This is a genomic window from Bartonella sp. AP88XZML (assembly GCF_042195565.1).
In the GTDB taxonomy this organism is placed as follows: domain Bacteria; phylum Pseudomonadota; class Alphaproteobacteria; order Rhizobiales; family Rhizobiaceae; genus Bartonella.
Map to the genome: position 1 here is coordinate 401614 of NZ_JBHIOQ010000040.1, position 19676 is coordinate 421289.

Below are 19676 nucleotides of genomic sequence, written 5' to 3' on the forward strand. Positions count from 1 at the left end.
ATCGAACTCCATTTGTTACTTTAATTCTCTTTAGAGGAAAGTGTGTGCGTGTTTTTATGATTGGTGAGTTGATCGCGTAGTACAGCTAGTTTCGCAAAAGGTGAATCAGGATTAAGGCGCTTTTCTTTTTGAAAGGGCTTATGATTTGCATGTTTTCCTTGGGATTTGTGGAACTTATGAGAGCGTTTTGCTTGTGATGGTGCTTTTTGAGGGGAATTTTCATTTTTGTATTCCGCTTTTTTTACAGCGTTCTTCGATTTATTTTGCCATTTATTTCCTAATTTATCACGTTTTTTTTGTGCATGGTGGGGAAATTGATGCTTATAATGCCATAATAAAATAACTTTATCTTCTTCTGTAGAGCGAGGGGATTTGGCAAAATTCCCAATAGGTTCAGCTTCTGGTAAACGATTGGTTTTATGGAGATGTTTTTCAATACCAGAGGATGAAATGTTTGGGTATGAGATATTTTTTTCTTCTCGTGTTGTTTCTAAATCGCTTATTGTTTGCCATTGACTTCCAACGCATTCTGCTGCGGGAACATCTTGCATTGTCTCATTGACAGGGGAAGAGGCTTGGTGTGCAAGGAGATTTTGTTCAAAAACAGTATTGCTTATGCTGTACGATTGATAACCAAGTCCTTTGAGGATTTCTTCCATATCATTTCCATTGGCCCCAAGAATGGACATCATGGCTGGTGTAACAAAAAAACTTTTTCCATCATAGGCGCCATCTGGTTTGGGATCACTTCCTTGTTTCCAATGAAGTGCGGGACGGATGAGATTGGCAAGACGTTCTAAAATATCAATCCGTACAGCACGTTGTCCTAAGATTCGGTAGCCGGCTAATTGATAAAATTGGCGGTTATAGGTAGAGTCAACCATCAAAGAGGTTCGACCAGCAGATAATGCTGAAAAAATTTCACCCAAACCAGTTTGATCTTGTCCCGCATTTTGAAGATTCCACAGGAGAGTAATGGCTTGAACCGGAGCAGGTTTAAGCATTCCGGCAACATAGATATGAAAAGCGCCAAAACGCACGCCTAGACGCCGAAGAACGGCACGTGATTCTTGCGCAAGGTTTTTGACGATGTCTAAGACTTCGCGGCGTGGTAAAATCCCTAAAGAGTTAAAAAGTTGTAAAGCAAGACTGTTTGTTGAATCTGTTAAATTATCAGCATTGCGCAAATCAAACAGGGGTTTTAAAGTCGTTTCAAAATGAAAGGTGACAAAGCGTTCTAATCGTTTCACAACGTTATTGCGGGATTCTTCCGTGAGTTGTTCATCTGCTAAAACAATCAGTTTTGGTTTGAAAAAATCTTCTGTTGCTACAAGTTGTCCTACGGGTTGACCAATCCAGCGCACAATTCCATCAGAACTGAGGGTAAAATCTCCATTTGCACAAGCACAAAAACGTGTCGCGCGTTTGGAAAAAGCAAGAATCAAATTCTCATTCTCTGTTGAAATTTGCTTCTCAGCTATTTGATCGGTACTGTTTTTGTTGGCATAAAAACGAAAACCTTCAAATTTACCCCTTCCGTGTTTTTCAATGAGAATATCATCTTGAAGAATCTCATTCTGTTGAACAATCTTGCTATCCATGATCATTTTCTTTCTCAGTGTGACACTGGTCAAAAGCTTTTTGCGACAATTTCATAATGGTGCTCTTTCTTTAACACGTTTGTTGCGTTTGCTTCAATCACTCTTGTCATTTTTTGCTGTTTCTTTGCGCCTTTAAAACTTGAATGATTCTTTTTTCATTCAGTTTTCATTCAGTTTGGATGCTTTATATTTGCAAATTACACTTATTAGTTGTATTGTAAAGCTAAAAGCATAAATAAATTCTTCGATTTAAAAGGAAACGGAACCGATTATCAAAAAACGGCATTTCTTTTGCATGATCACTTTAATTTTTTTGCTGTTTTGTCATGAAAAGTGAAGAGAAAGTTTTTTCAAATATTTCATAGGCTAAAAGGCATATTGTAAAGGCATTTTGCAGGTGAAATTGTGTCTTATGACAAGAAGTTTTACCATGACAGTAAAAAAAACAATTGCGATTATAAAATTACACGTTAAAGTAGTGGTCACAGAAGTTAACAACTTTTGCGTTCTTTTTAAGCGAAGAACAATGATGTCGTTGCCAAATCAATTTTGATAATTTTAATCGCAAGGGGTTATTATGGGTAATCTTTCAAATGCTGTTTATAAAAGCAGCAAAAATTATAGCGATGCAGACAAAAGCTTAGGACGTAATATGATGCGTTCTGCTATGCAAGCACCTTATCTTGAACGACAAAAAGAGCATGATTTGGCTCTGCGGTGGAAAGACAAACGTGATGATGACGCCATGCATCAAATTGCAGCGGCTCATATGCGTTTAGTGATTGCTATTGCTAATCGCTTTAAACGTTTCAAAATGCCATTGGGGGATTTGGTACAAGAAGGGTATGTGGGACTATTGGAAGCAGCTGCACGTTTTGAACCTGATCGGGAAGTGCGTTTTTCAACATATGCAACGTGGTGGATACGCGCTTCTATTCAAGATTATATTTTGCGAAATTGGTCAATCGTTCGAGGGGGAACGAGTTCTTCGCAAAAAGCACTTTTCTTTAATCTTCGGCGTTTGCGTGCAAAACTGATACAAGATGATAGTGCTTTGTCAAAACAGGATATTTTTCGCACAATCGCTGAAAAACTCGGTGTTTCCGTGCGCGATGTTGAAACGATGGATTTTCGTTTTTCCAGTTCTGATAATTCCTTGAGTGTTTCTGTTTCTGAGAACAGTGATAATCCCATTGCTAAGATGGATGTTTTGGTGGATGATAGTCCTCTTCCTGATGCTTTAATTGAGCAAGTCATTGATGGTCAACGGCGTACACAATGGCTTTACGATGCGTTGCAAATTCTCAACGAACGGGAGTTGGAAATTATTCGCTTTCGTCGCTTAAATGAAGAGGGTGCGACTCTCGAAGTTTTGGGTGAAAAGTTAGGAATCTCGAAAGAGCGCGTGCGTCAAATTGAAGCTAGGGCTTTGCAAAAATTGCGTTCTGCTCTCCTTACGATTCATTCAGAAGATGCTTACGATATATAAGCAGTGAAAGGCTTTTTGGGGGGGAGGAAAGAGAATATATTAAGTGGGGGCATATGAGAATATGATAAAGTCAGTTTTAGGGGATGTCCGGATTTGTTTAGAAATATGCATCCTTGGGAGCGCTACTACAGAGGAAGATAGGGGGCTGTTAGTTGGAGGAAATATATATCAAACGGAGACCTATAAAGGTATGATGAAGTTGGATTTTAAAGTGTTCCTCTTTATTTTCGAATATGCTTTAAGGGGAGGGCGTGATACAGACAGAAAAGAATCAAAACTGTAATAGATGAGAAGAAAGGCTTATTCTGTAATAATTTTCACTTTTGTACCTGCGGGTAAAGTTTGCGTTGGTGAGAGGGCGTTGAGGATGCGAAAGAGTTTTTCTTTATATGGTGTGTATTGCATTTTATCTGCAAGATTTGCAACGGTTTCTCCTTGTTTAACACGGACAACACGGATTTTTAAGGGCTGCAATTTTTTTAACTGTGAAGATGAAAGAGAATGAAAGCTTTGTAGCGTTTTTTGGGCAACCTCTGCAAAATTTCGAGAATTATGTGGAGCGGCCGTCAAAAAACGAAAGATGTGGTTGTTGAATGGAATGACAACCACATCAAATTGCCATTGATCATTGGTAGCATGGGCCCTTGCTCCAAGTAAATTTTGGCTTTGGGATTCTTGACGCATAAATTCTTGATTGGGGAGCCCTTGAATTGTGATGGGGCGGATAGATGATTGGTCTAGACCGATAATCCAGCCACTTTTCAAATAATCACTCGCAGATATTTCAGCAGGATGTGGAATAGCGTCAAAACGAATCGCAATTTTATCTGGTCCACTGGCCCAAACAGTATGTGCTGAATGTTCTATTGTAAAATTGTTTGGAACAGAAAAAGCTATGCGCAATTGTGGGTGAATAAATTGGTTGCCTCGTACAAAACCTGTATAAAAGCCTCCTCCAAAAATTATGCCATCAATGCTTTTGAGAAAAGAATCGTGATCGGATATTTTACTATTCCCTTTACTGATTTTACCTGCTTTTTTTATCGCAAGCCGAATGCGTTGAGGGGTAGTTGGGTGAGAGGCTAGAAAATCTAGAGAGGCATTTTGGGAGCCAGAGATATTACGAAAAGCACTATAGGCTTCCATTGTTTGAAGAAAGCGTGGTGAAGCAAAAGGATCATATCCTGATTGTTGGAGCATTTCGAGCGCAATGGAATCAGCTTCCAGCTCTTGATTGCGGGAAAATTGCGCGAGTTGTTGCTTGTTTTGCATAGGGTTATGAAGTTTTTTGCCAATAGAAGAAAGAAGACGTGAAGACATGTGATTTGTCATCTTTAATTGGGCTTCTTTTTGCAGGCGTAAAATGCCATGATTGGCTCTGATATGTGCTATCTCATGGGCTAAAATGGCTGCAACTTCTGAAGAATCATTGGCTAATGCCAGCATACCACGAGTGATGTAGATCGAGCCGTTGGGGAGCGCAAAAGCGTTGATAGTTTCTGAGTTTAAAATTGTTACAGAATAGCTTTGATGAGAACTATGTGATGCAACTGCCAGTTTACGGATAATCTTTGCTAAAAGGTGTTCAAGTTTTGCATCATGATAAGCGCCACCATACATTTGCAAAATACGTGGGTGTTGCAGAGCGCTTAATGTGACATAGATATTGTGGTTGTTGGTACGTTTGATCGTTTTAGAAGAAGTGGAAGAAAACCTATCATTTTGAGAAAAGGGTGTATGACAAGCTGAAAGGAGAAACGTTAAACTTATGAAAGTTGCTTTATACAGGCAAGAGCGAAAAAGAAAATTGCGGTGAAAAATGGGGTGCGTTGGACCATGGTGCACATTATTTCTGCGGAGTAATTTGGCAAATTGCATTTGTATCTTTGTATCGTATGTTTCTTTAAGAAAGGCATTAGGGATAAGGATTCGTTTGGCTATATCACGCTTTTTGTTTATAAAAAATGACTCTCACTTATAAAAAGATGCACTGTAAAGAAAATTTTGTGAAAGGCAAAGTATGGCATGACAACATTTACGATATTATTAAATGGGGATGTTCATATCACTGATCGTTTGCTTAATCAAATTCAAAACAGTCGGGTAATTGCTGCTGATGGTGGTATGCGTCATGCGGCAGCGCTTAATGTGACGCCTGAGTTGTGGTTAGGGGACTTTGATTCATCAGATGAGAACTTAATACGTCAATATAGTTATGTTCCGCGTGAAGTTTTTCCCTCTGATAAAGATATGACAGATAGTGCTCTGGCATGTGAAAGAGCGTTGCAAAATGGCGCTAAAAAGCTTATTTTGTGCGGTGCTTTGGGAGGGGAGCGAAGTGATCATAGCCTTTCTCATATGACGCAAGCGTTGATGATGGCTGAAAGGGGTATTTCAGTGTTGTTGACAAGCGGTTTGGAAGAAGGTTGGCCGGTTTTGTCAAAACCTTGTTCGTATGATTTGCCTAAGGGATGTTTGTTTAGTATTATCGGTTTTTCTGATTTAAAAGGTTTAACTCTTAAAGGGGTAAAATGGCCAGTTTGTGACAAAAATGTGTCATTTGGCTCTTCTTTAACACTTTCTAACCGTATTTGTGGAACCTTTTCTTGCCATTTAGGTTCTGGAAAAGCTATATTGTTAGCGTCTGTGCCTATTCCATAAAGCTCTTCCAATATATTTTGAATAAGGCAGGGGGAGGACTAGTGATTATAAGTGCCGACATAAACGATATATTATGTATTGATCTTGAGAAGGAAAGGTTTTGATATGTTAAAATCAATTTTTAAAGTGGCAGTTGTTTCAGCCATTGGTTTCAGTTCAGTTGCTTGTACCACAAACGATGAACGCGTTGCACGTTACGGCGTAGGAGGAGCAGCAATCGGTGCTTTGGCTGGAACTGCTATTGCTGGAAGTACGCCTGGAGCAGCACTTACCGGTGCAGCATTTGGTGCTTTGGCTGGAACAGTAACAGGTGCAGCTGCAAATCAAAGAAAACAACAAAGACAGGCATCACAATTGTGCACGTATCGCGGTCGTAGAGGGCATGTTTACCAAGCACCTTGTGGACAGAGAGTTCCTGTACGGCAATTGTGTGCTTACCGTGATGCAAGAGGGGTGATGTATAAAGCACCTTGTCCGCACCGCGTTCGTTAATGGCGGTGCCGCTTCTGCGGCTTGACCGCATTTTCTTAAATTTTGGAAAAACGCCTTTGCTCAATCAAGCTTCTTTATCGGTTGAGCAAGGGGCGCGTATTGCGCTGGTCGGCCGTAATGGTTGTGGAAAATCAACTCTGTTAAAAATTGCCGCGGGAATATTAGAGCCTCATGGTGGCGAAATTTTTCGCCACCCGCGAGTGACGCTCCGTTATGTTTCACAAAATCCGGATTGTTCAGGATTTGAAGATATTAACGCTTATATGGAAGCGGGGCTGGACGATATATCTGATGTCCAGTGGATCAATACGCTTCGCACAAATTTAGGGTTTTCGGGGGCGGAAAAATTGGAAACGCTTTCGGGAGGCGAAAAGCGGCGTGTTTCATTGTTACAGGCCATTGCTGCAAAACCCGATATTTTGTTCTTAGATGAACCAACCAATCATCTTGATTTACCAACCATTGAATGGCTGGAAGCTGTTTTATCTTCTTTGCGTTCAGCGATTGTGGTGATTTCCCATGATCGGCGATTTTTAGAAAATGTTACGCGGTCAACGGTATGGCTTGATCGTGGCACAACCAAAAGACTGGAAAAGCGTTTTTCAGAATTTGAAAGTTGGCGTGATAAGGCGTTGCAAGAAGAAGCCATTGAGCAGCATAAATTGGGGCGCCAAATTGCCCGTGAAGAGCAATGGTTACGTTATGGCGTAAGTGCACGGCGTAAGCGTAACGTACGGCGTTTAGGCGAATTAAAAAACTTAAGACAGCGTCATCAAACCTATAAAGGGCAGCCTGGAAATGCACTTTTGACAGCAGCGAAAAGTCATGAGTCTGGGCAATTGGTGCTTGAAGCAAAGAAAATTTCAAAATCCTATGGTGATCGCATTATCGTGAAAGATTTCTCTTTGCGCATTCAGCGTGGTGATCGAATCGGGTTGGTAGGACCCAATGGTATCGGAAAGACAACGCTCCTTTCTGTATTAATTGGGCAAGAAGCCGTGGATGGTGGAACGGTGAGGCATGGCTATAACCTCTCTATGGCATTGCTTGATCAGCAACGTATTTTAAATGAAGAAGAAACTTTAGCGCATTATTTAACGGGAGGAAGAGGTGATACTCTTGTGATCAATGGGCTGGAGCGGCATGTCGTTTCTTATATGAAAGACTTTTTATTTTTACCGGAACAAGCTCGCACTCCCCTTAAAGAATTTTCAGGGGGAGAAAGAGCACGCCTCATGCTTGCACGACTTCTTTCTCGTCCTGCAAACTTTTTGATTCTTGATGAACCGACCAATGATTTGGATATGGAAACTTTGGATTTGTTGCAAGAATTTATTGCTGATTTTGCGGGGACAGTATTGTTGGTCAGCCATGACAGAGACTTTTTAGATCGTACTGTAACGCATATGTTGGCACCTCAAGGTGATGGTCATTGGGTTTTGTATGCGGGCGGCTATAGTGATATGATGGCGCAAAACCAGCATGCTCTTCGCTTACAACGCAAAAGAACAGAATTATCGCAGCGTAAAGCACCTTCAAAATCTCATGCGGGAGAGCTTTCAAAACAGGATACATCAATAGATCATAGCTTGATAGGGCGAGAGAAAAAAACACGAAGTAAATTGTCTTATAAGCAGGTTTATGCATTGGAAAAATTGCCTGAAGAAATTGCTGTTTTACAGGACGAAATCAAAAAAATTGAGCAAGAGCTCTCTGATCCAACCCTTTATTGCCGCGATAAAGAACGTTTTGAGCGTTTATCAACAGCGTTGGAAAAAAAGAGAAATACTTGCACACAAAAGCAAGAAGAATGGCTAGAACTTGAAATTTTACGCGAAGAAATGGAAGCGTGTTCACGATAATATCTAAAAAACTTTAAAAGATTTGTATTGCATCATCGCTTTTCTTTGATTTGTTACAAGAGTTTGTGGCTGATTTAGCGGGAACAGTGCTGTTGACGAGTTATGGCAGAGACTTTTTAGATTGCACTGTAACATATAGCATTTCAAGGTGATGGTCATTGGGATTTCTATACGGGGGAGCAGTGATATGATAGCGCAAAACAAGCATGCTCTTCGTTTACAAGGCAAAGAAACAAAACTACCTTTGCCGTGAGTTTTTTCAAAATTTCGTATATGGAAGTACGCCAGTTCCATTGCATACTTTGCCAGTCCCCAATGTTGCTACAGCCCCCTTGGAACTTGAGAGCATTCATAAGAAACATTCCCTTATCTTTACCTTATATCCTAAATACACCAACCTTGCTTATGACGGAAAAGCAAATGATCTTCATTGATTCTAACGTGAGAAGTGTTGTGATGAGGAAAGCTTACTGTATTCGACGTTATGATTTAAGTTTAAAAATGATGATTTGTTAGGATAAATCAACGTGTTATTGTAACATTTCTAGGAGGAGAAAATGATAGCAATTAAAACAAAGCGAACAATTTCTACATTGATCGGTTTAGAAGATGCAGCTGAACTGTCTTCTTATTCCCTCCGTAATGCGAATCATCTGCGTCCTTTTGAACCTGTTAGATCTGATGGTTACCACAGCCTAACAGCTTGGGAAACACGAGCTAATGCATTTGCTTATGAAAGTGCACAAGGACAAGCATACCGATATGCCGTACGATTAAAAAATGAAAACACAGTCATTGGTGTTGTGAATTTTACAAATGTGGTTCGGGGTGTTTTTCAAGCTTGTCATCTTGGTTTTTCTCTTGATGAAAAACAACAAGGTAAAGGTCTTATGTTTGAGAGTTTATCGGCTCTAATACGGCATATCTTTCATGTTTATCATCTGCATAGAGTGATGGCAAATTATAGACCTGAGAACATAAAAAGCGAACGTTTATTAAAACGCCTTCATTTTGAAAAAGAAGGCTATGCCAAAGACTATTTGATGATTTCTGGAAAATGGAGAGATCACATTCTAACCTCTCGAATCAATGATCTGTATGAGTCGGTTAATAGATTCGAATAAAGTTTTATTAAAAGTTCTATCAAGGGGCTTTTTATCAAATGTGTAAATATGCCGAATTTCTGCCTATCCTAAAAGATAAAGATCCTTAACCAGCTCTTCTTTTGTAAACAGCTCAGACTCTCATTTAGCGGATTTCAACTGCTGACCGCTTTCATATGTTTCTTTTTGTAGATAATGAATTGATTTATCATCATAATTCATTTTGTTCAATTTGAAGGAAGAGAGTCCTCAATATCGGAAGACTTTCTCATTTCAAATTTATTGATGTTTAATCATAAAAACACCTCTCTTGCACATCACAAACTGGGTTGGCATAGGTTGGCATACAAGTGAGGGTTTATGTGGATAAAAATGATTGAAGAACAAGAATAAAAATTCTCTGTATAAATCCTTTTAAATGTGAGGGCTGTTGCAATATTGTGTATTCTGTGATCGATAGTCTCGTTACAAGTTACACAAACGGCTTATTGTTTGGGTGAAATTTTTATACATTCATTTGTTTTTTGCCATTTTTTTTGTATTTTCTTTTCTTAAAAAAATTTCCAATGTTATCAATGGTTTTAATTCATACCAAGCGCATTTTTATAAAGTTCAATGATTGCTTCTTCTTCCATTCTTTCATGCTCTTCTTTTTTACGCAGCCGTATAATGCTTCGAACAGCTTTACTATCAAAACCAGAGCCTTTAAGTTCAGTGTAAACGTCTTTAATATCATCAGAAATGGTTTTTTTCTCTTCTTCTAGTCGTTCAATACGTTCGATAAAAGAGCGTAATTGGTTTACGGATATAGCGTGTGTTTGATCGGTTACTGTATCGTTCATTGTATTTTTCTCCAAGTTATATATTTTAAGTTGTTTTTCGACGACGAATTTATGTTAAAAAAGCTTGAAAACAATAAAGTAAATCAAGCTACACAGCTTTTTTACAAATTGACTTTAAATATTTTGTAAAATTTTTAAGATATATGCATTGATAAAAGGGCTATAAAAAGAAAAATATAAAAATATACGTTTTAGACTTGAAAAGCTTTTGAAAAAGAAGTGTGTAATTTGTTTTGAGAATTTGACATTATAGAGGAAGTTTTGTGATTTTAAAAAAACGATATTGGGTGCTTCAGAAAGGATTTAAGGTTTTTTTCTTGAGCATTTTGCTCTTGTTTCCCCTTGTTGTTTTTGCAAAAGCTGACTTTAGGGTTTGTAATACAACCCAACAGTCTGTAGGGGTTGCTCTTGGATATCGTACATTTTCAGGATGGGTGAGCGAAGGTTGGTGGACGGTACCCGTGACGGAGTGTAAAACCTTAATTGAGGGGCCTCTTGCTTCACGGTTTTATTATTTTTATGCGGAAGGGGCACAAAAAAAGGGGAACTGGGCAGGCTCTGTAACCATGTGTGTGCAAGATAGCCAATTTACCATTCAAGGCGTTCATGATTGTTTCCCTCGAGGATATCAAAAGGCTGAATTTAAAGAAATCGATACCGGAAATCAAACCAGTTGGATGATCCAGTTGACGGATGAGTCTTTGTTAAACAATTCAGTTATACCTTCTCTTTCAGGAAATTCTCCACCGTGAAACGTGCACGTAAAGTGAAAATTATTGCGACTCTTGGTCCTTCTTCTTTTTCTCGTTTGATGATTGAGAAGCTTTTTAGGGCAGGAGCAGACGTTTTTCGTCTTAATATGAGCCATACTGATCGTGATATGATGGGTGATTTGGTCAAGTCTATACGAGAAGTTGAAAAAACAGTTCGACGCCCCATTGGTATTTTGGTGGATCTTCAGGGGCCAAAACTGCGTGTGGGGCGTTTTGCTAAGGGTCAAGAAGATTTGCGTGTTGGACAAAACTTTACATTAGATAATCGCGATGTTCTTGGTGATGCACAGCGTGTTTTTTTCCCTCATGAGGATGTATTTTCGGCGATTAAACCAGGGGACCGGTTGTTGATTGATGATGGAAGGGTGGAACTGCGTGCGCAAGTTTGTGATGGTCATTCTGTACAGTGTCGCGTGGTTGCTGGAACCCGTATTTCTGATCGAAAGGGTGTCAGTTTTCCCGATACAATTTTGCCTTTTGATTCAATGACGTCAAAAGATAAGGAGGATCTTCAGGCTCTTTTACAGCAGCCTGTTGATTGGGTTGCTCTTTCTTTTATTCAACGTCCAGAAGATATTATGGCGGTGCGTCAGTTGACGAAAAGCAAGGTGTCTTTGATGGCTAAAATCGAAAAGCCTCAAGCCTTGGAGCATATAGAGAAAATTATTGAGGTATCCGATGGTATTATGATTGCACGGGGTGATCTTGGAGTGGAAATGCCTTTGGAAAAGGTCCCTGCACTTCAGATGGAGCTCATAAAAGCTTGTCGTTTAGCAGGAAAGCCTGTTGTGGTGGCAACACAGATGCTTGAATCAATGATTACATCTCCTGTTCCGACACGCGCAGAAGTGTCGGATGTTGCTACAGCAGTTTATGCAGGAACAGATGCGGTGATGTTGTCTGCTGAATCTGCTTCTGGTCGCTATCCTGAAGAAGCTGTGCTTATGATGGACCGAATCGCGCGACAAATCGAACAAGATCATACTTATGCCGCTCAGGTTGGAGCACAACATCCAGCACCAGAATCAACAGGAACGGATGCGATTTCTCTTGCTGCACGTCAGATTGCTGAAACACTTGCGCTATCCGCTATTATTGCTTATACGGCTTCAGGAACCACCGGGGTGCGTGCCTCTCGTGAACGCCCTAATAGACCCATTATTGCTTTATCGCCCATTGTGGAAACAGCACGGCGTTTGGCTTTAGTTTGGGGGCTTCATTGTGTGGTCACGCAAGATGCACGGAGTTTAGAGGATATGGTTGATCGTGCAGCAGCCATTGCATTTCAGGAAGGTTTTTGCAAAGGGGGAGATCGCTTCCTTGTGACAGCTGGGGTTCCCCTTGGAACGCCCGGTGCGACAAATCTCTTGCGTATTGCCTCTGTCTCCCAAGATGGAACGAAAGGGATTTGAGCCGTTTACGCATGGTGTTTTTTCATGCGCCTTTGAACAGGCTTTAAAAACAACGGGTGTGCGCTTCTTGTGAATGCCTCCATAGGCCCATTATTCTTTTATCTCCTATCGTAAGATAGCAAGGTGTTGCATTAGGTCGTCCAGTTTGGGGATGGGAGCAGATGCGGTGATGTTGTCTGTTGATTTTGTTTTAGTTTTGAGGAAGCTGCTTTTACGGTAGGCATTTAATGGGAGCTCCTCCTTTTATTTCATTGAGGCATATTGGGGATTGCTTTATTGATGTTTATACGAGCGAGATGTTTATTGATAATGAGAATTTATTCTTTTTCTTTTTGGATAAGAGCCTTGAAATTGTTCTCATTTTAAACTTTTGCCAACAGAATTGAATAAAGTTAAAATTATGTGCCTAAAAAATCGTACTGGTATGTTATGAGAAAAAGTGATGGGTGAATGTGTTTTTAAAATATGCTTTGTCGAAGCATTTGCAACATGTTGATTTATAATGATAATTTATCGTTATTAAACTTTAATTAGAACCCCGAATTCCGTAAAATTCTCTTCAATTTATTTATGTTTTGTTAATCATAACTCTTTGTTTGCACGTCACAAGCGGGTGGGACATGTGGGTAAAAACTGTACAAAAATGCCTCTTATGAATCGTTTTACGAGCCAAGGGGGCTATCGTAATATTGAGGGCTGACTATAATGATGATACCGACTTGCTCTTTCTTTTATTAAGCTTGGAGATTTTGAGGGGGGGGGAGAGAAATATGGATTATTTGTTATAAGGATAAAAAATAGCGGTAGAGAATGTTTTCAAGAGCTATTATTGTTGTTTATAATGTTTGAGGTTGTATGAGATTAACATACTCTTCGAGTTTGACTTTTTTCCTGCTCTAAAGGATGAAAATACTTAATTCACGCTGGTTTATAAATGATACGGTTCTTTTCGGTGGGTTTCATCGGATGGACATTTCAGGTGCAAAGACTCCATGGTGCTTGTATTATCAAGTGGCGGTGTTTTACGGTATAATAGATAAGGTTATTTTTTAATATATATTGAATATGCTTGATATTATCTAGGGGAAAGAATTTTTTGGCATGCATTCATAGGGAACATGAATATAGCTCTTTTTTTCGAAGGGTGATTTATTTGTTTGTTGCTGTTGTCATTTATATGATTTTTTTACAAGGATGTTGGTTTTGTTATCTTATTGCGCGGTTAAAAGACATCTCATTTGAAATGGGGTGATATAAGACAGCCTCCTTGATATAGGAAGCGTTTGTGCGGAGGTCAAATATTCAGGGTAGGACTTTCTTGTTGAGGTTTAAGTTAATCCCATAAGTCGTGAGTAGCTGGAATCCTTCCTATAAAAAAACAGACTGTTTACACACTGGTGTGGGTTTAAGAATTTTTATCCTGTGAGATGTGGCGGACAAGTCAAGTCTCTGGTTTATTACGCGCTGATGTACTTTTTAGAAATCTTCCTGTTCTTGTTCTTGAATGTTTGTGCAGTTTTGATCATCTTTGAGCAATTGGTTGGTGAGATTTTCAATGCGTTGTGTGGTGTCACGCATAATTTTCCCCATGGTGCGGTCTCTTTCGTTGTGGAGTCGTAAAAGAGTATTGTAGTCTTCTTGTAATTTTTTATTTTCTCGTTTTATTTCTTCCATTTCATCAATAATCATTATGCCAGCCATAACCGATAAACGATGGTCGCCAATTTCACCAAAATTGTTCTTTAAATGTGTGATATATTGATCCAATTGAGCAGCAAGCGCAATAAGACGACGTTCTTGTCCTTTGTCACAAGCCATGCGATAAACTTTACCATCAATGGTAACGGAAACAGTTTCCATACATTCAAACCTTTATCTATCAATGACAACACGAATTGTTTCCATTGCTTTAATAAGACGTTTGGAAACTTCTTTGTTTACGGACTCTAAGCGTTCAATTTGGGCTTCAGCTTTGTCAAGCGCTTGGGCAAGATGGCTGCGGTCAGCATTCATTCGTTGGATTTCTTCTTCCCATTCGTTATTTTTATTAATAACGGCATTGCGGTTTATTATGGTAATCTCTAAAGTTCTAAGTGCCTTTTCTAGGTGCTCTAAAGCATCTTGTAGAACTGTAGTCTCTTGGTTCATTGCCTTTATCCTTTGGGTAATTGTATCCTTTATCAATGTGTTATGCAAAAACGAATCACTTTCACTCTTGTGTTGTGTGCATTTTATTTTTAAGTATGTAGGATATTTTAGCAAGCAAAGCAGGGGATAGATATAAATTAAAAGCTGGATTTTTTGCGCGTATTGGCATAAATGACATGGATATACAGAACGCGTGAGGGGAATGTTATTAATATTATTGAAGTGGTGGCAAAAAGTCTCACGCTAATGGTTAGAAAATAGTATTTCTTGAGAATTTTAAGAGAATACGGAAAAAGCAACAGAATAACGTATTTAACGAAATGGTCGATTATTCATGACAAACACCCACCAACAGAATCAGATGGCCAATGCTATCCGTTTTCTTGCTATTGATGCGATTGAAAAAGCAAATTCTGGTCATCCGGGCTTGCCAATGGGAGCAGCCGATATTGCTACGGTTCTTTACACAAAATTTCTTGCTCACGACCCCAAAAAACCTCGCTGGCCTAACCGTGATCGTTTTGTGTTATCAGCAGGACATGGGTCTATGTTGCTTTATGCTCTCTTGTATCTTTCTGGTTATGAAGATATTGGCATTGAAGATCTCAAAAATTTTCGCCAATTAGGAGCAAAGCTTGCCGGGCATCCAGAATATGGGCATGTGGCAGGAATCGAAACAACGACTGGTCCTCTTGGACAAGGGTTGGCTAATGCCGTGGGGATGGCTCTTGGAGAGCGTTTGCAAAATGCCCGTTTTGGTGATCTTATCAACCATTACACTTATGCGTTGGTGGGTGATGGATGCCTTATGGAAGGGATATCTCAAGAAGCACTTTCCCTTGCTGGTCATTTGAAACTCAATAAGCTTATTGTATTGTGGGACGATAATAATATTTCTATCGATGGAGAGATTTCCCTTGCTGACAGTACAGATCAGATTGCGCGTTTTAAGGCATCTGGTTGGGAGACACATAAAGTCAATGGGCATGATCAAGCAGCAATTGCGCGGGCTATTGAGGCGGCACAAAACTCCGATAAACCAACTTTGATTGCTTGTAAAACAACAATTGGTTTTGGAGCACCCAATAAAGCGGGTACCAATAAAGTTCATGGAGCTCCTTTGGGCGCACGAGAAATCACTGAAACCCGTATCGCGTTAGGGTGGGATGCTGAGCCTTTCGTTATTCCAGCCGATATTCTTGATAATTGGCGCTTGGCTAGTCTCAATGCTGCTAAAAAACGCCAAAAATGGGAAGAAAAATTTGCTGATCTTCCTGTTTCAGAGCGTGTGGAGTTCGAAAGATTGATGCGGGGCGATCTCGTGGGCGGATTTGATGGTGCTATTGATACTTATAAACAAAAACTCGTTGAAGAGCGCCCTGTTGTTGCTACGCGTAAAGCTTCGGAAATGGCTCTTGAAGTGATTAATGAAGTCGTTACTGAAACTATTGGTGGTTCGGCTGATTTAACCGGATCTAATAATACAAAAAGCAGCCAGATGAAAAGTATCTCTGCTGAAGATTTTTCAGGGCGCTATCTGCATTATGGAATTCGCGAACATGTAATGGGAGCTGTGATGAATGGTCTTGCCCTTTATGGCGGCTTTATTCCTTATGGGGGAACCTTTTTATGCTTTTCTGACTATATGCGTCCTGCTATGCGTTTGTCTTCTCTCATGGGGTTGCGGGTGATTTATGTCATGACTCATGATTCTATTGGTCTTGGTGAGGATGGTCCGACCCATCAACCCGTGGAGCATTTGGCTTGCCTGCGTGCAATGCCTAATCATTTTGTGTTCCGTCCTGCCGATGCTATGGAGACAGTCGAGTGTTGGCAATTGGCTTTGAAAGCACGCGGGACACCTTCTACCTTGGCTTTGAGTCGACAAAATCTACCGCTTTTGCGTCAGGAGTATGAAGAAGAAAATCTCTGTATGCTTGGTGCTTATGAATTCCTAACAGCTAGCGATGATGCACAAGTGACGCTGTTTTCTTCTGGTTCAGAATTGCAAATTGCAGTGGAGGCACATGCGGTGTTAGAAGAAAAAGGCATCCCAACGCGTGTGGTTTCTGTGCCTTGTTTTGAACTTTTTTCTCAACAATCTCTCTCCTATCAGCGTGCTCTCATTGGAGATGCACCGATTAAAGTTGCCATTGAAGCTGCCGTCGCCCAAGGATGGGACCGTTTTATTGGCTGTGATGGTGTGTTTATTGGTATGAAGGGCTTTGGGGCAAGTGGAACAATTGATGCCCTTTATGCGCATTTTGGTATTACTTGGGAAAATGTCGTTGCCACCGTTGAAAAAGAGCTGGAAAAGATCAAAGAAGAAAAGACAAAGTGACAGCTTGTGTTGTCATGAATGGGGTGGTTTTAGGGCATCATATTTTGTGCATTATTGTGGATAAGTGAGTGATCAAGATATTGACAATGTGGGAATTAATGATTTGGGATTGGTGAAATACCCATTTATTGTGTTTTAAATGTTGTGCTTAAAAAATTTATGAGGAAACATGTGAAATGACAGTTCGTGTTGCAATTAATGGGTTTGGTCGTATTGGTCGCAATATTTTACGTGCACTTGTGGAAAGTGGACGACAAGATATTGAAGTGGTTGCAATTAATGATTTGGGATCGGTGGAAACAAATGCCCATTTATTACGCTATGATTCAGTTCATGGGCGTTTTCCTGATATCGTTAAGGTGATAGGGGATGCTATTGATGTGGGAGGTGGTTTAATAAAGGTATGCGCAGAGCGTGATCCTGCTCAATTGCCTTGGAAAGATTTGGATATCGATATTGCTTTGGAATGTACGGGTATTTTTACTGCGCGTGATAAAGCAAGTGCTCATTTAGATGCGGGGGCAAAGCGTGTTCTTATTTCTGCGCCTTCTGAAGGAGCAGATCTTACGGTCGTCTATGGGGTTAATCATCAATCTTTAAGCAGCGAGCATCGCGTTGTTTCAAATGCTTCTTGTACAACCAATTGTTTGGCGCCTGTTGCACAAGTTTTACATAACACGGTGGGCATTGAAAAGGGCTTCATGACAACAATCCATTCTTATACGGGTGATCAACCTGTGTTGGATACAATGCATCGGGACCTTTATCGTGCACGTGCGGCAGCTCTTTCTATGATTCCTACCTCAACAGGAGCGGCAAAAGCTGTGGGATTGGTCTTGCCAGAATTAAAGGGATTGCTTGATGGTGTATCGATTCGTGTTCCGACCCCTAATGTTTCTGTGGTTGATTTGACATTTATCGCTAAGCGTTCCACAACAATCGAAGAAATTAATACAGCTATTGCTATTGCTGCACAAGGTCCTTTGAAGGGCATTTTGGATTATACAGAAGAGAAACTTGTGAGTTGTGATTTTAATCATAATCCTCATTCAGCTATTTTCCACAATGATCAAACAAAAGTGATTGATGGTAAGCTCTGTCGCGTTTTGGTTTGGTATGATAATGAATGGGGCTTTTCTAACCGTATGAGTGATACGGCAGTGGCTTTTGCTAAGACAATATAAGAGGACCTCAGGGTCCTCATTTTTATAGGGAAAAGTCTCATTTTTGTGCAATTTTGAGAAAAACAGATAGAGGCTGTTGTTCTCATGCGCTAGAGAGAAGAGGCTATTGAAATATTGATGATGTGTTTTGTTTTAATACTGGGTCAATACGTGCTTTTAAAACCTGCATGAAAGAGTAAACTTTGAAAAAGTAAGATATGAACGAGACACCTTTTGAGAAAACGTTAGGAAACAGGAGATGTAAATTCTTTTGCTTAGAAGTAAAAGGAAGCTTTAATAGAGATCAAGTTGAGCCAATGCATTTGTTTGCCACAATGGGATATGAAGATTAAGAGCAATGAGTGGCTTTTGTACATTTGATGATGAAAGCTTTGGCTTTTCAAACAGAGGGTGAGAGATGGGCTGTCGTGGGTCTCTTGTAAAAGCAAAGAGGGGATAAGTGGAAAGAAAAGTGGGCAGGGTTGTTGGATGCGTTTTTATTTGAAACAATGGAAAGTGAAGAGGAAGCAGTGATGGGGTTTCGTACACTTGATGATGTTGATGTCACTGGAAAACGTGTTCTTGTGCGGGTGGATTTTAATGTGCCAATGGCGCAGGGTAAGGTCTGTGATACGACACGCTTAGAGCGACATAAAGAGACACTCGTTGAGCTGCAAAAGTGTGGTGCTAAACTTATTCTGCTTTCTCATTGTGGTCGCCCCAAAGGAAAGGTAGAGCCAGAGTTTTCACTCCGTCCTGTTGTGCAAGTGCTGGAAAAGATCATTAATCAGCCGGTTGCTTTTGCTCCTGACTGTATCGGTTCGACGGTGCAGGTTGCAGTTGAGTCATTACAAAATGGTGGTGTTTTACTGCTTGAAAATGTTCGTTTTTATGCTGGTGAAGAAAAGAATGATTGTTCTTTTGCAGAAGCTTTGGCTCATAATGGAGATCTCTATGTTAATGATGCTTTTTCAGTTTCTCATCGTGCCCATGCTTCGGTGGAGGGAATAACGCATTTGTTGCCTTCTTATGCAGGGCGCTCTTTGCAAGGTGAGATGCAGGCGTTAGAAAAAGGACTTGGCAATCCAACACACCCTGTGGTTGCCATTGTGGGAGGAGCGAAAGTTTCCAGCAAGCTTTTTGTGCTCAATCATTTGGTGGAAAAGGTTGATCATCTCGTGATTGGTGGGGGCATGGCTAACAGTTTTTTAGCAGCGCAAGGTGTGTCTGTTGGTAAGTCACTGTGTGAACATGCATTGATGGAAACGATAAAAAAAATCATTAAAAAAGCGCAAGAGTGTCACTGTACCCTTCTGCTTCCTCAGGATGCTGTCGTTGGATTTCGCTTTGAAAAAGATGCACCGCATCGTCTTTATGACATTGAAGATATTCCACAAGATGGCATGATATTGGATATTGGGACGCGCTCTATTGCGCATATCAATGCTGCGATAGATGAAGCTGCTACTCTTGTGTGGAATGGACCCCTTGGTGTTTTTGAGATGTCTCCCTTTGATAAGGGAACCATTGCCGTTGCACGCCATGCAGCAGAACGTAGTTTGACGGGAAAGTTGGTTTCAATTGCGGGAGGGGGCGATACGGTTTTTGCCCTTAATCATGCCGGTGTTGCCAATGATTTTACTTATCTTTCGACTGCTGGAGGAGCTTTTTTGGAATGGATGGAAGGAAAAACCCTTCCTGGTATTCTTGCCCTTATGCAGGCTTAAAGGGCTTCTTTGAAGGGGAAGGTTAAAGAAAAACTATACGGTCGTGTAGAGTGTTTTGATAG

15 protein-coding genes are annotated in these 19676 nt (G+C 40.3%); 10 read left to right on the plus strand and 5 right to left on the minus strand.

What is annotated here, in order from left to right; translation table 11 throughout:
* Positions 1 to 20: 20 nt before the first annotated feature.
* Entirely contained in the window at positions 21 to 1601 is a 1581-nt protein-coding gene (locus ACFIK2_RS05805; RefSeq protein WP_375633450.1) for a hypothetical protein, read from the minus strand.
* A gap of 577 nt (positions 1602 to 2178) precedes the next feature.
* Between ACFIK2_RS05805 and ACFIK2_RS05810 the strand changes: the two genes are divergently transcribed.
* On the plus strand, positions 2179 to 3090 hold the full coding sequence (locus tag ACFIK2_RS05810) for an RNA polymerase factor sigma-32 (protein WP_375613183.1): 912 nt from the start codon (positions 2179 to 2181) through the stop codon (positions 3088 to 3090).
* A gap of 300 nt (positions 3091 to 3390) precedes the next feature.
* Here the strand turns inward: ACFIK2_RS05810 and ACFIK2_RS05815 are convergent, their stop codons facing one another.
* A complete protein-coding gene (locus ACFIK2_RS05815) occupies positions 3391 to 4968 on the minus strand; it encodes a M48 family metalloprotease (protein WP_375676981.1) in 1578 nt (525 codons plus the stop codon).
* Between the two features lie 147 nt (positions 4969 to 5115).
* Here ACFIK2_RS05815 and ACFIK2_RS05820 point away from each other — a divergent pair, with 147 nt between their 5' ends.
* The 4 genes from ACFIK2_RS05820 to rimJ all read left to right on the plus strand — a co-directional run bounded on the left by ACFIK2_RS05820 (position 5116) and on the right by rimJ (position 9229).
* Positions 5116 to 5751: a thiamine diphosphokinase gene (locus ACFIK2_RS05820; protein WP_375676982.1), complete on the plus strand. Its 636-nt coding sequence runs from the start codon at positions 5116 to 5118 to the stop codon at positions 5749 to 5751.
* A 105-nt stretch (positions 5752 to 5856) separates the two neighbouring features.
* Positions 5857 to 6243, plus strand: a complete 387-nt coding sequence (locus tag ACFIK2_RS05825) for a hypothetical protein (RefSeq protein WP_375633448.1) — start codon at positions 5857 to 5859, stop codon at positions 6241 to 6243.
* The gene (locus tag ACFIK2_RS05830; protein WP_375677046.1) at positions 6243 to 8105 is read left to right on the plus strand and encodes an ABC-F family ATP-binding cassette domain-containing protein; all 1863 of its coding nucleotides are present in this window, start codon (positions 6243 to 6245) and stop codon (positions 8103 to 8105) included. The genes ACFIK2_RS05825 and ACFIK2_RS05830 overlap by 1 nt, the downstream gene beginning before the upstream one ends.
* Positions 8106 to 8662: 557 nt before the next feature.
* Entirely contained in the window at positions 8663 to 9229 is a 567-nt protein-coding gene (rimJ, locus tag ACFIK2_RS05835) for a ribosomal protein S5-alanine N-acetyltransferase (protein WP_375633447.1), read from the plus strand.
* Between the two features lie 560 nt (positions 9230 to 9789).
* Here rimJ and ACFIK2_RS05840 read toward each other — a convergent pair.
* The gene (locus tag ACFIK2_RS05840) at positions 9790 to 10050 is read right to left on the minus strand and encodes a DUF2312 domain-containing protein (protein ID WP_005774567.1); all 261 of its coding nucleotides are present in this window, start codon (positions 10048 to 10050) and stop codon (positions 9790 to 9792) included.
* 263 nt (positions 10051 to 10313) lie between these two features.
* On the opposite strand from ACFIK2_RS05840, the gene ACFIK2_RS05845 reads away from it, so the two are divergent.
* Together ACFIK2_RS05845 and pyk are read left to right on the plus strand one after the other, a co-directional pair.
* A complete protein-coding gene (locus ACFIK2_RS05845) occupies positions 10314 to 10802 on the plus strand; it encodes a DUF1036 domain-containing protein (protein WP_375633446.1) in 489 nt (162 codons plus the stop codon).
* Entirely contained in the window at positions 10799 to 12235 is a 1437-nt protein-coding gene (gene pyk / locus ACFIK2_RS05850; protein WP_375633445.1) for a pyruvate kinase, read from the plus strand. The genes ACFIK2_RS05845 and pyk overlap by 4 nt, the downstream gene beginning before the upstream one ends.
* A gap of 1476 nt (positions 12236 to 13711) precedes the next feature.
* Here the strand turns inward: pyk and ACFIK2_RS05855 are convergent.
* The gene (locus tag ACFIK2_RS05855) at positions 13712 to 14095 is read right to left on the minus strand and encodes a cell division protein ZapA (protein ID WP_375636496.1); all 384 of its coding nucleotides are present in this window, start codon (positions 14093 to 14095) and stop codon (positions 13712 to 13714) included.
* A gap of 12 nt (positions 14096 to 14107) precedes the next feature.
* The gene (locus tag ACFIK2_RS05860) at positions 14108 to 14383 is read right to left on the minus strand and encodes a DUF4164 domain-containing protein (RefSeq protein WP_375617852.1); all 276 of its coding nucleotides are present in this window, start codon (positions 14381 to 14383) and stop codon (positions 14108 to 14110) included.
* Between the two features lie 334 nt (positions 14384 to 14717).
* Here ACFIK2_RS05860 and tkt point away from each other — a divergent pair, with 334 nt between their 5' ends.
* From tkt to ACFIK2_RS05875, 3 genes are all read left to right on the plus strand, one after another.
* Positions 14718 to 16724, plus strand: a complete 2007-nt coding sequence (gene tkt / locus ACFIK2_RS05865; RefSeq protein ID WP_375642902.1) for a transketolase — start codon at positions 14718 to 14720, stop codon at positions 16722 to 16724.
* Positions 16725 to 16900: 176 nt separating this feature from the next.
* On the plus strand, positions 16901 to 17908 hold the full coding sequence (gene gap, locus ACFIK2_RS05870) for a type I glyceraldehyde-3-phosphate dehydrogenase (protein WP_375633443.1): 1008 nt from the start codon (positions 16901 to 16903) through the stop codon (positions 17906 to 17908).
* A gap of 512 nt (positions 17909 to 18420) precedes the next feature.
* Positions 18421 to 19614, plus strand: a complete 1194-nt coding sequence (locus tag ACFIK2_RS05875; protein ID WP_375633490.1) for a phosphoglycerate kinase — start codon at positions 18421 to 18423, stop codon at positions 19612 to 19614.
* Positions 19615 to 19676: the final 62 nt, after the last annotated feature.

Coding starts and splice junctions, on each gene's coding strand:
- ACFIK2_RS05820 (WP_375676982.1), top strand. CDS start 5,116: ATGACAACATTTACGATATTATTAAATGGGGATGTTCATATCACTGAT.
- gap (WP_375633443.1), top strand. CDS start 16,901: ATGACAGTTCGTGTTGCAATTAATGGGTTTGGTCGTATTGGTCGCAAT.
- ACFIK2_RS05840 (WP_005774567.1), bottom strand. CDS start 10,050: ATGAACGATACAGTAACCGATCAAACACACGCTATATCCGTAAACCAA.
- ACFIK2_RS05825 (WP_375633448.1), top strand. CDS start 5,857: ATGTTAAAATCAATTTTTAAAGTGGCAGTTGTTTCAGCCATTGGTTTC.
- rimJ (WP_375633447.1), top strand. CDS start 8,663: ATGATAGCAATTAAAACAAAGCGAACAATTTCTACATTGATCGGTTTA.
- tkt (WP_375642902.1), top strand. CDS start 14,718: ATGACAAACACCCACCAACAGAATCAGATGGCCAATGCTATCCGTTTT.
- ACFIK2_RS05830 (WP_375677046.1), top strand. CDS start 6,243: ATGGCGGTGCCGCTTCTGCGGCTTGACCGCATTTTCTTAAATTTTGGA.
- ACFIK2_RS05860 (WP_375617852.1), bottom strand. CDS start 14,383: ATGAACCAAGAGACTACAGTTCTACAAGATGCTTTAGAGCACCTAGAA.
- ACFIK2_RS05875 (WP_375633490.1), top strand. CDS start 18,421: ATGGGGTTTCGTACACTTGATGATGTTGATGTCACTGGAAAACGTGTT.
- ACFIK2_RS05810 (WP_375613183.1), top strand. CDS start 2,179: ATGGGTAATCTTTCAAATGCTGTTTATAAAAGCAGCAAAAATTATAGC.
- ACFIK2_RS05815 (WP_375676981.1), bottom strand. CDS start 4,968: ATGCAATTTGCCAAATTACTCCGCAGAAATAATGTGCACCATGGTCCA.
- ACFIK2_RS05855 (WP_375636496.1), bottom strand. CDS start 14,095: ATGGAAACTGTTTCCGTTACCATTGATGGTAAAGTTTATCGCATGGCT.
- ACFIK2_RS05805 (WP_375633450.1), bottom strand. CDS start 1,601: ATGGATAGCAAGATTGTTCAACAGAATGAGATTCTTCAAGATGATATT.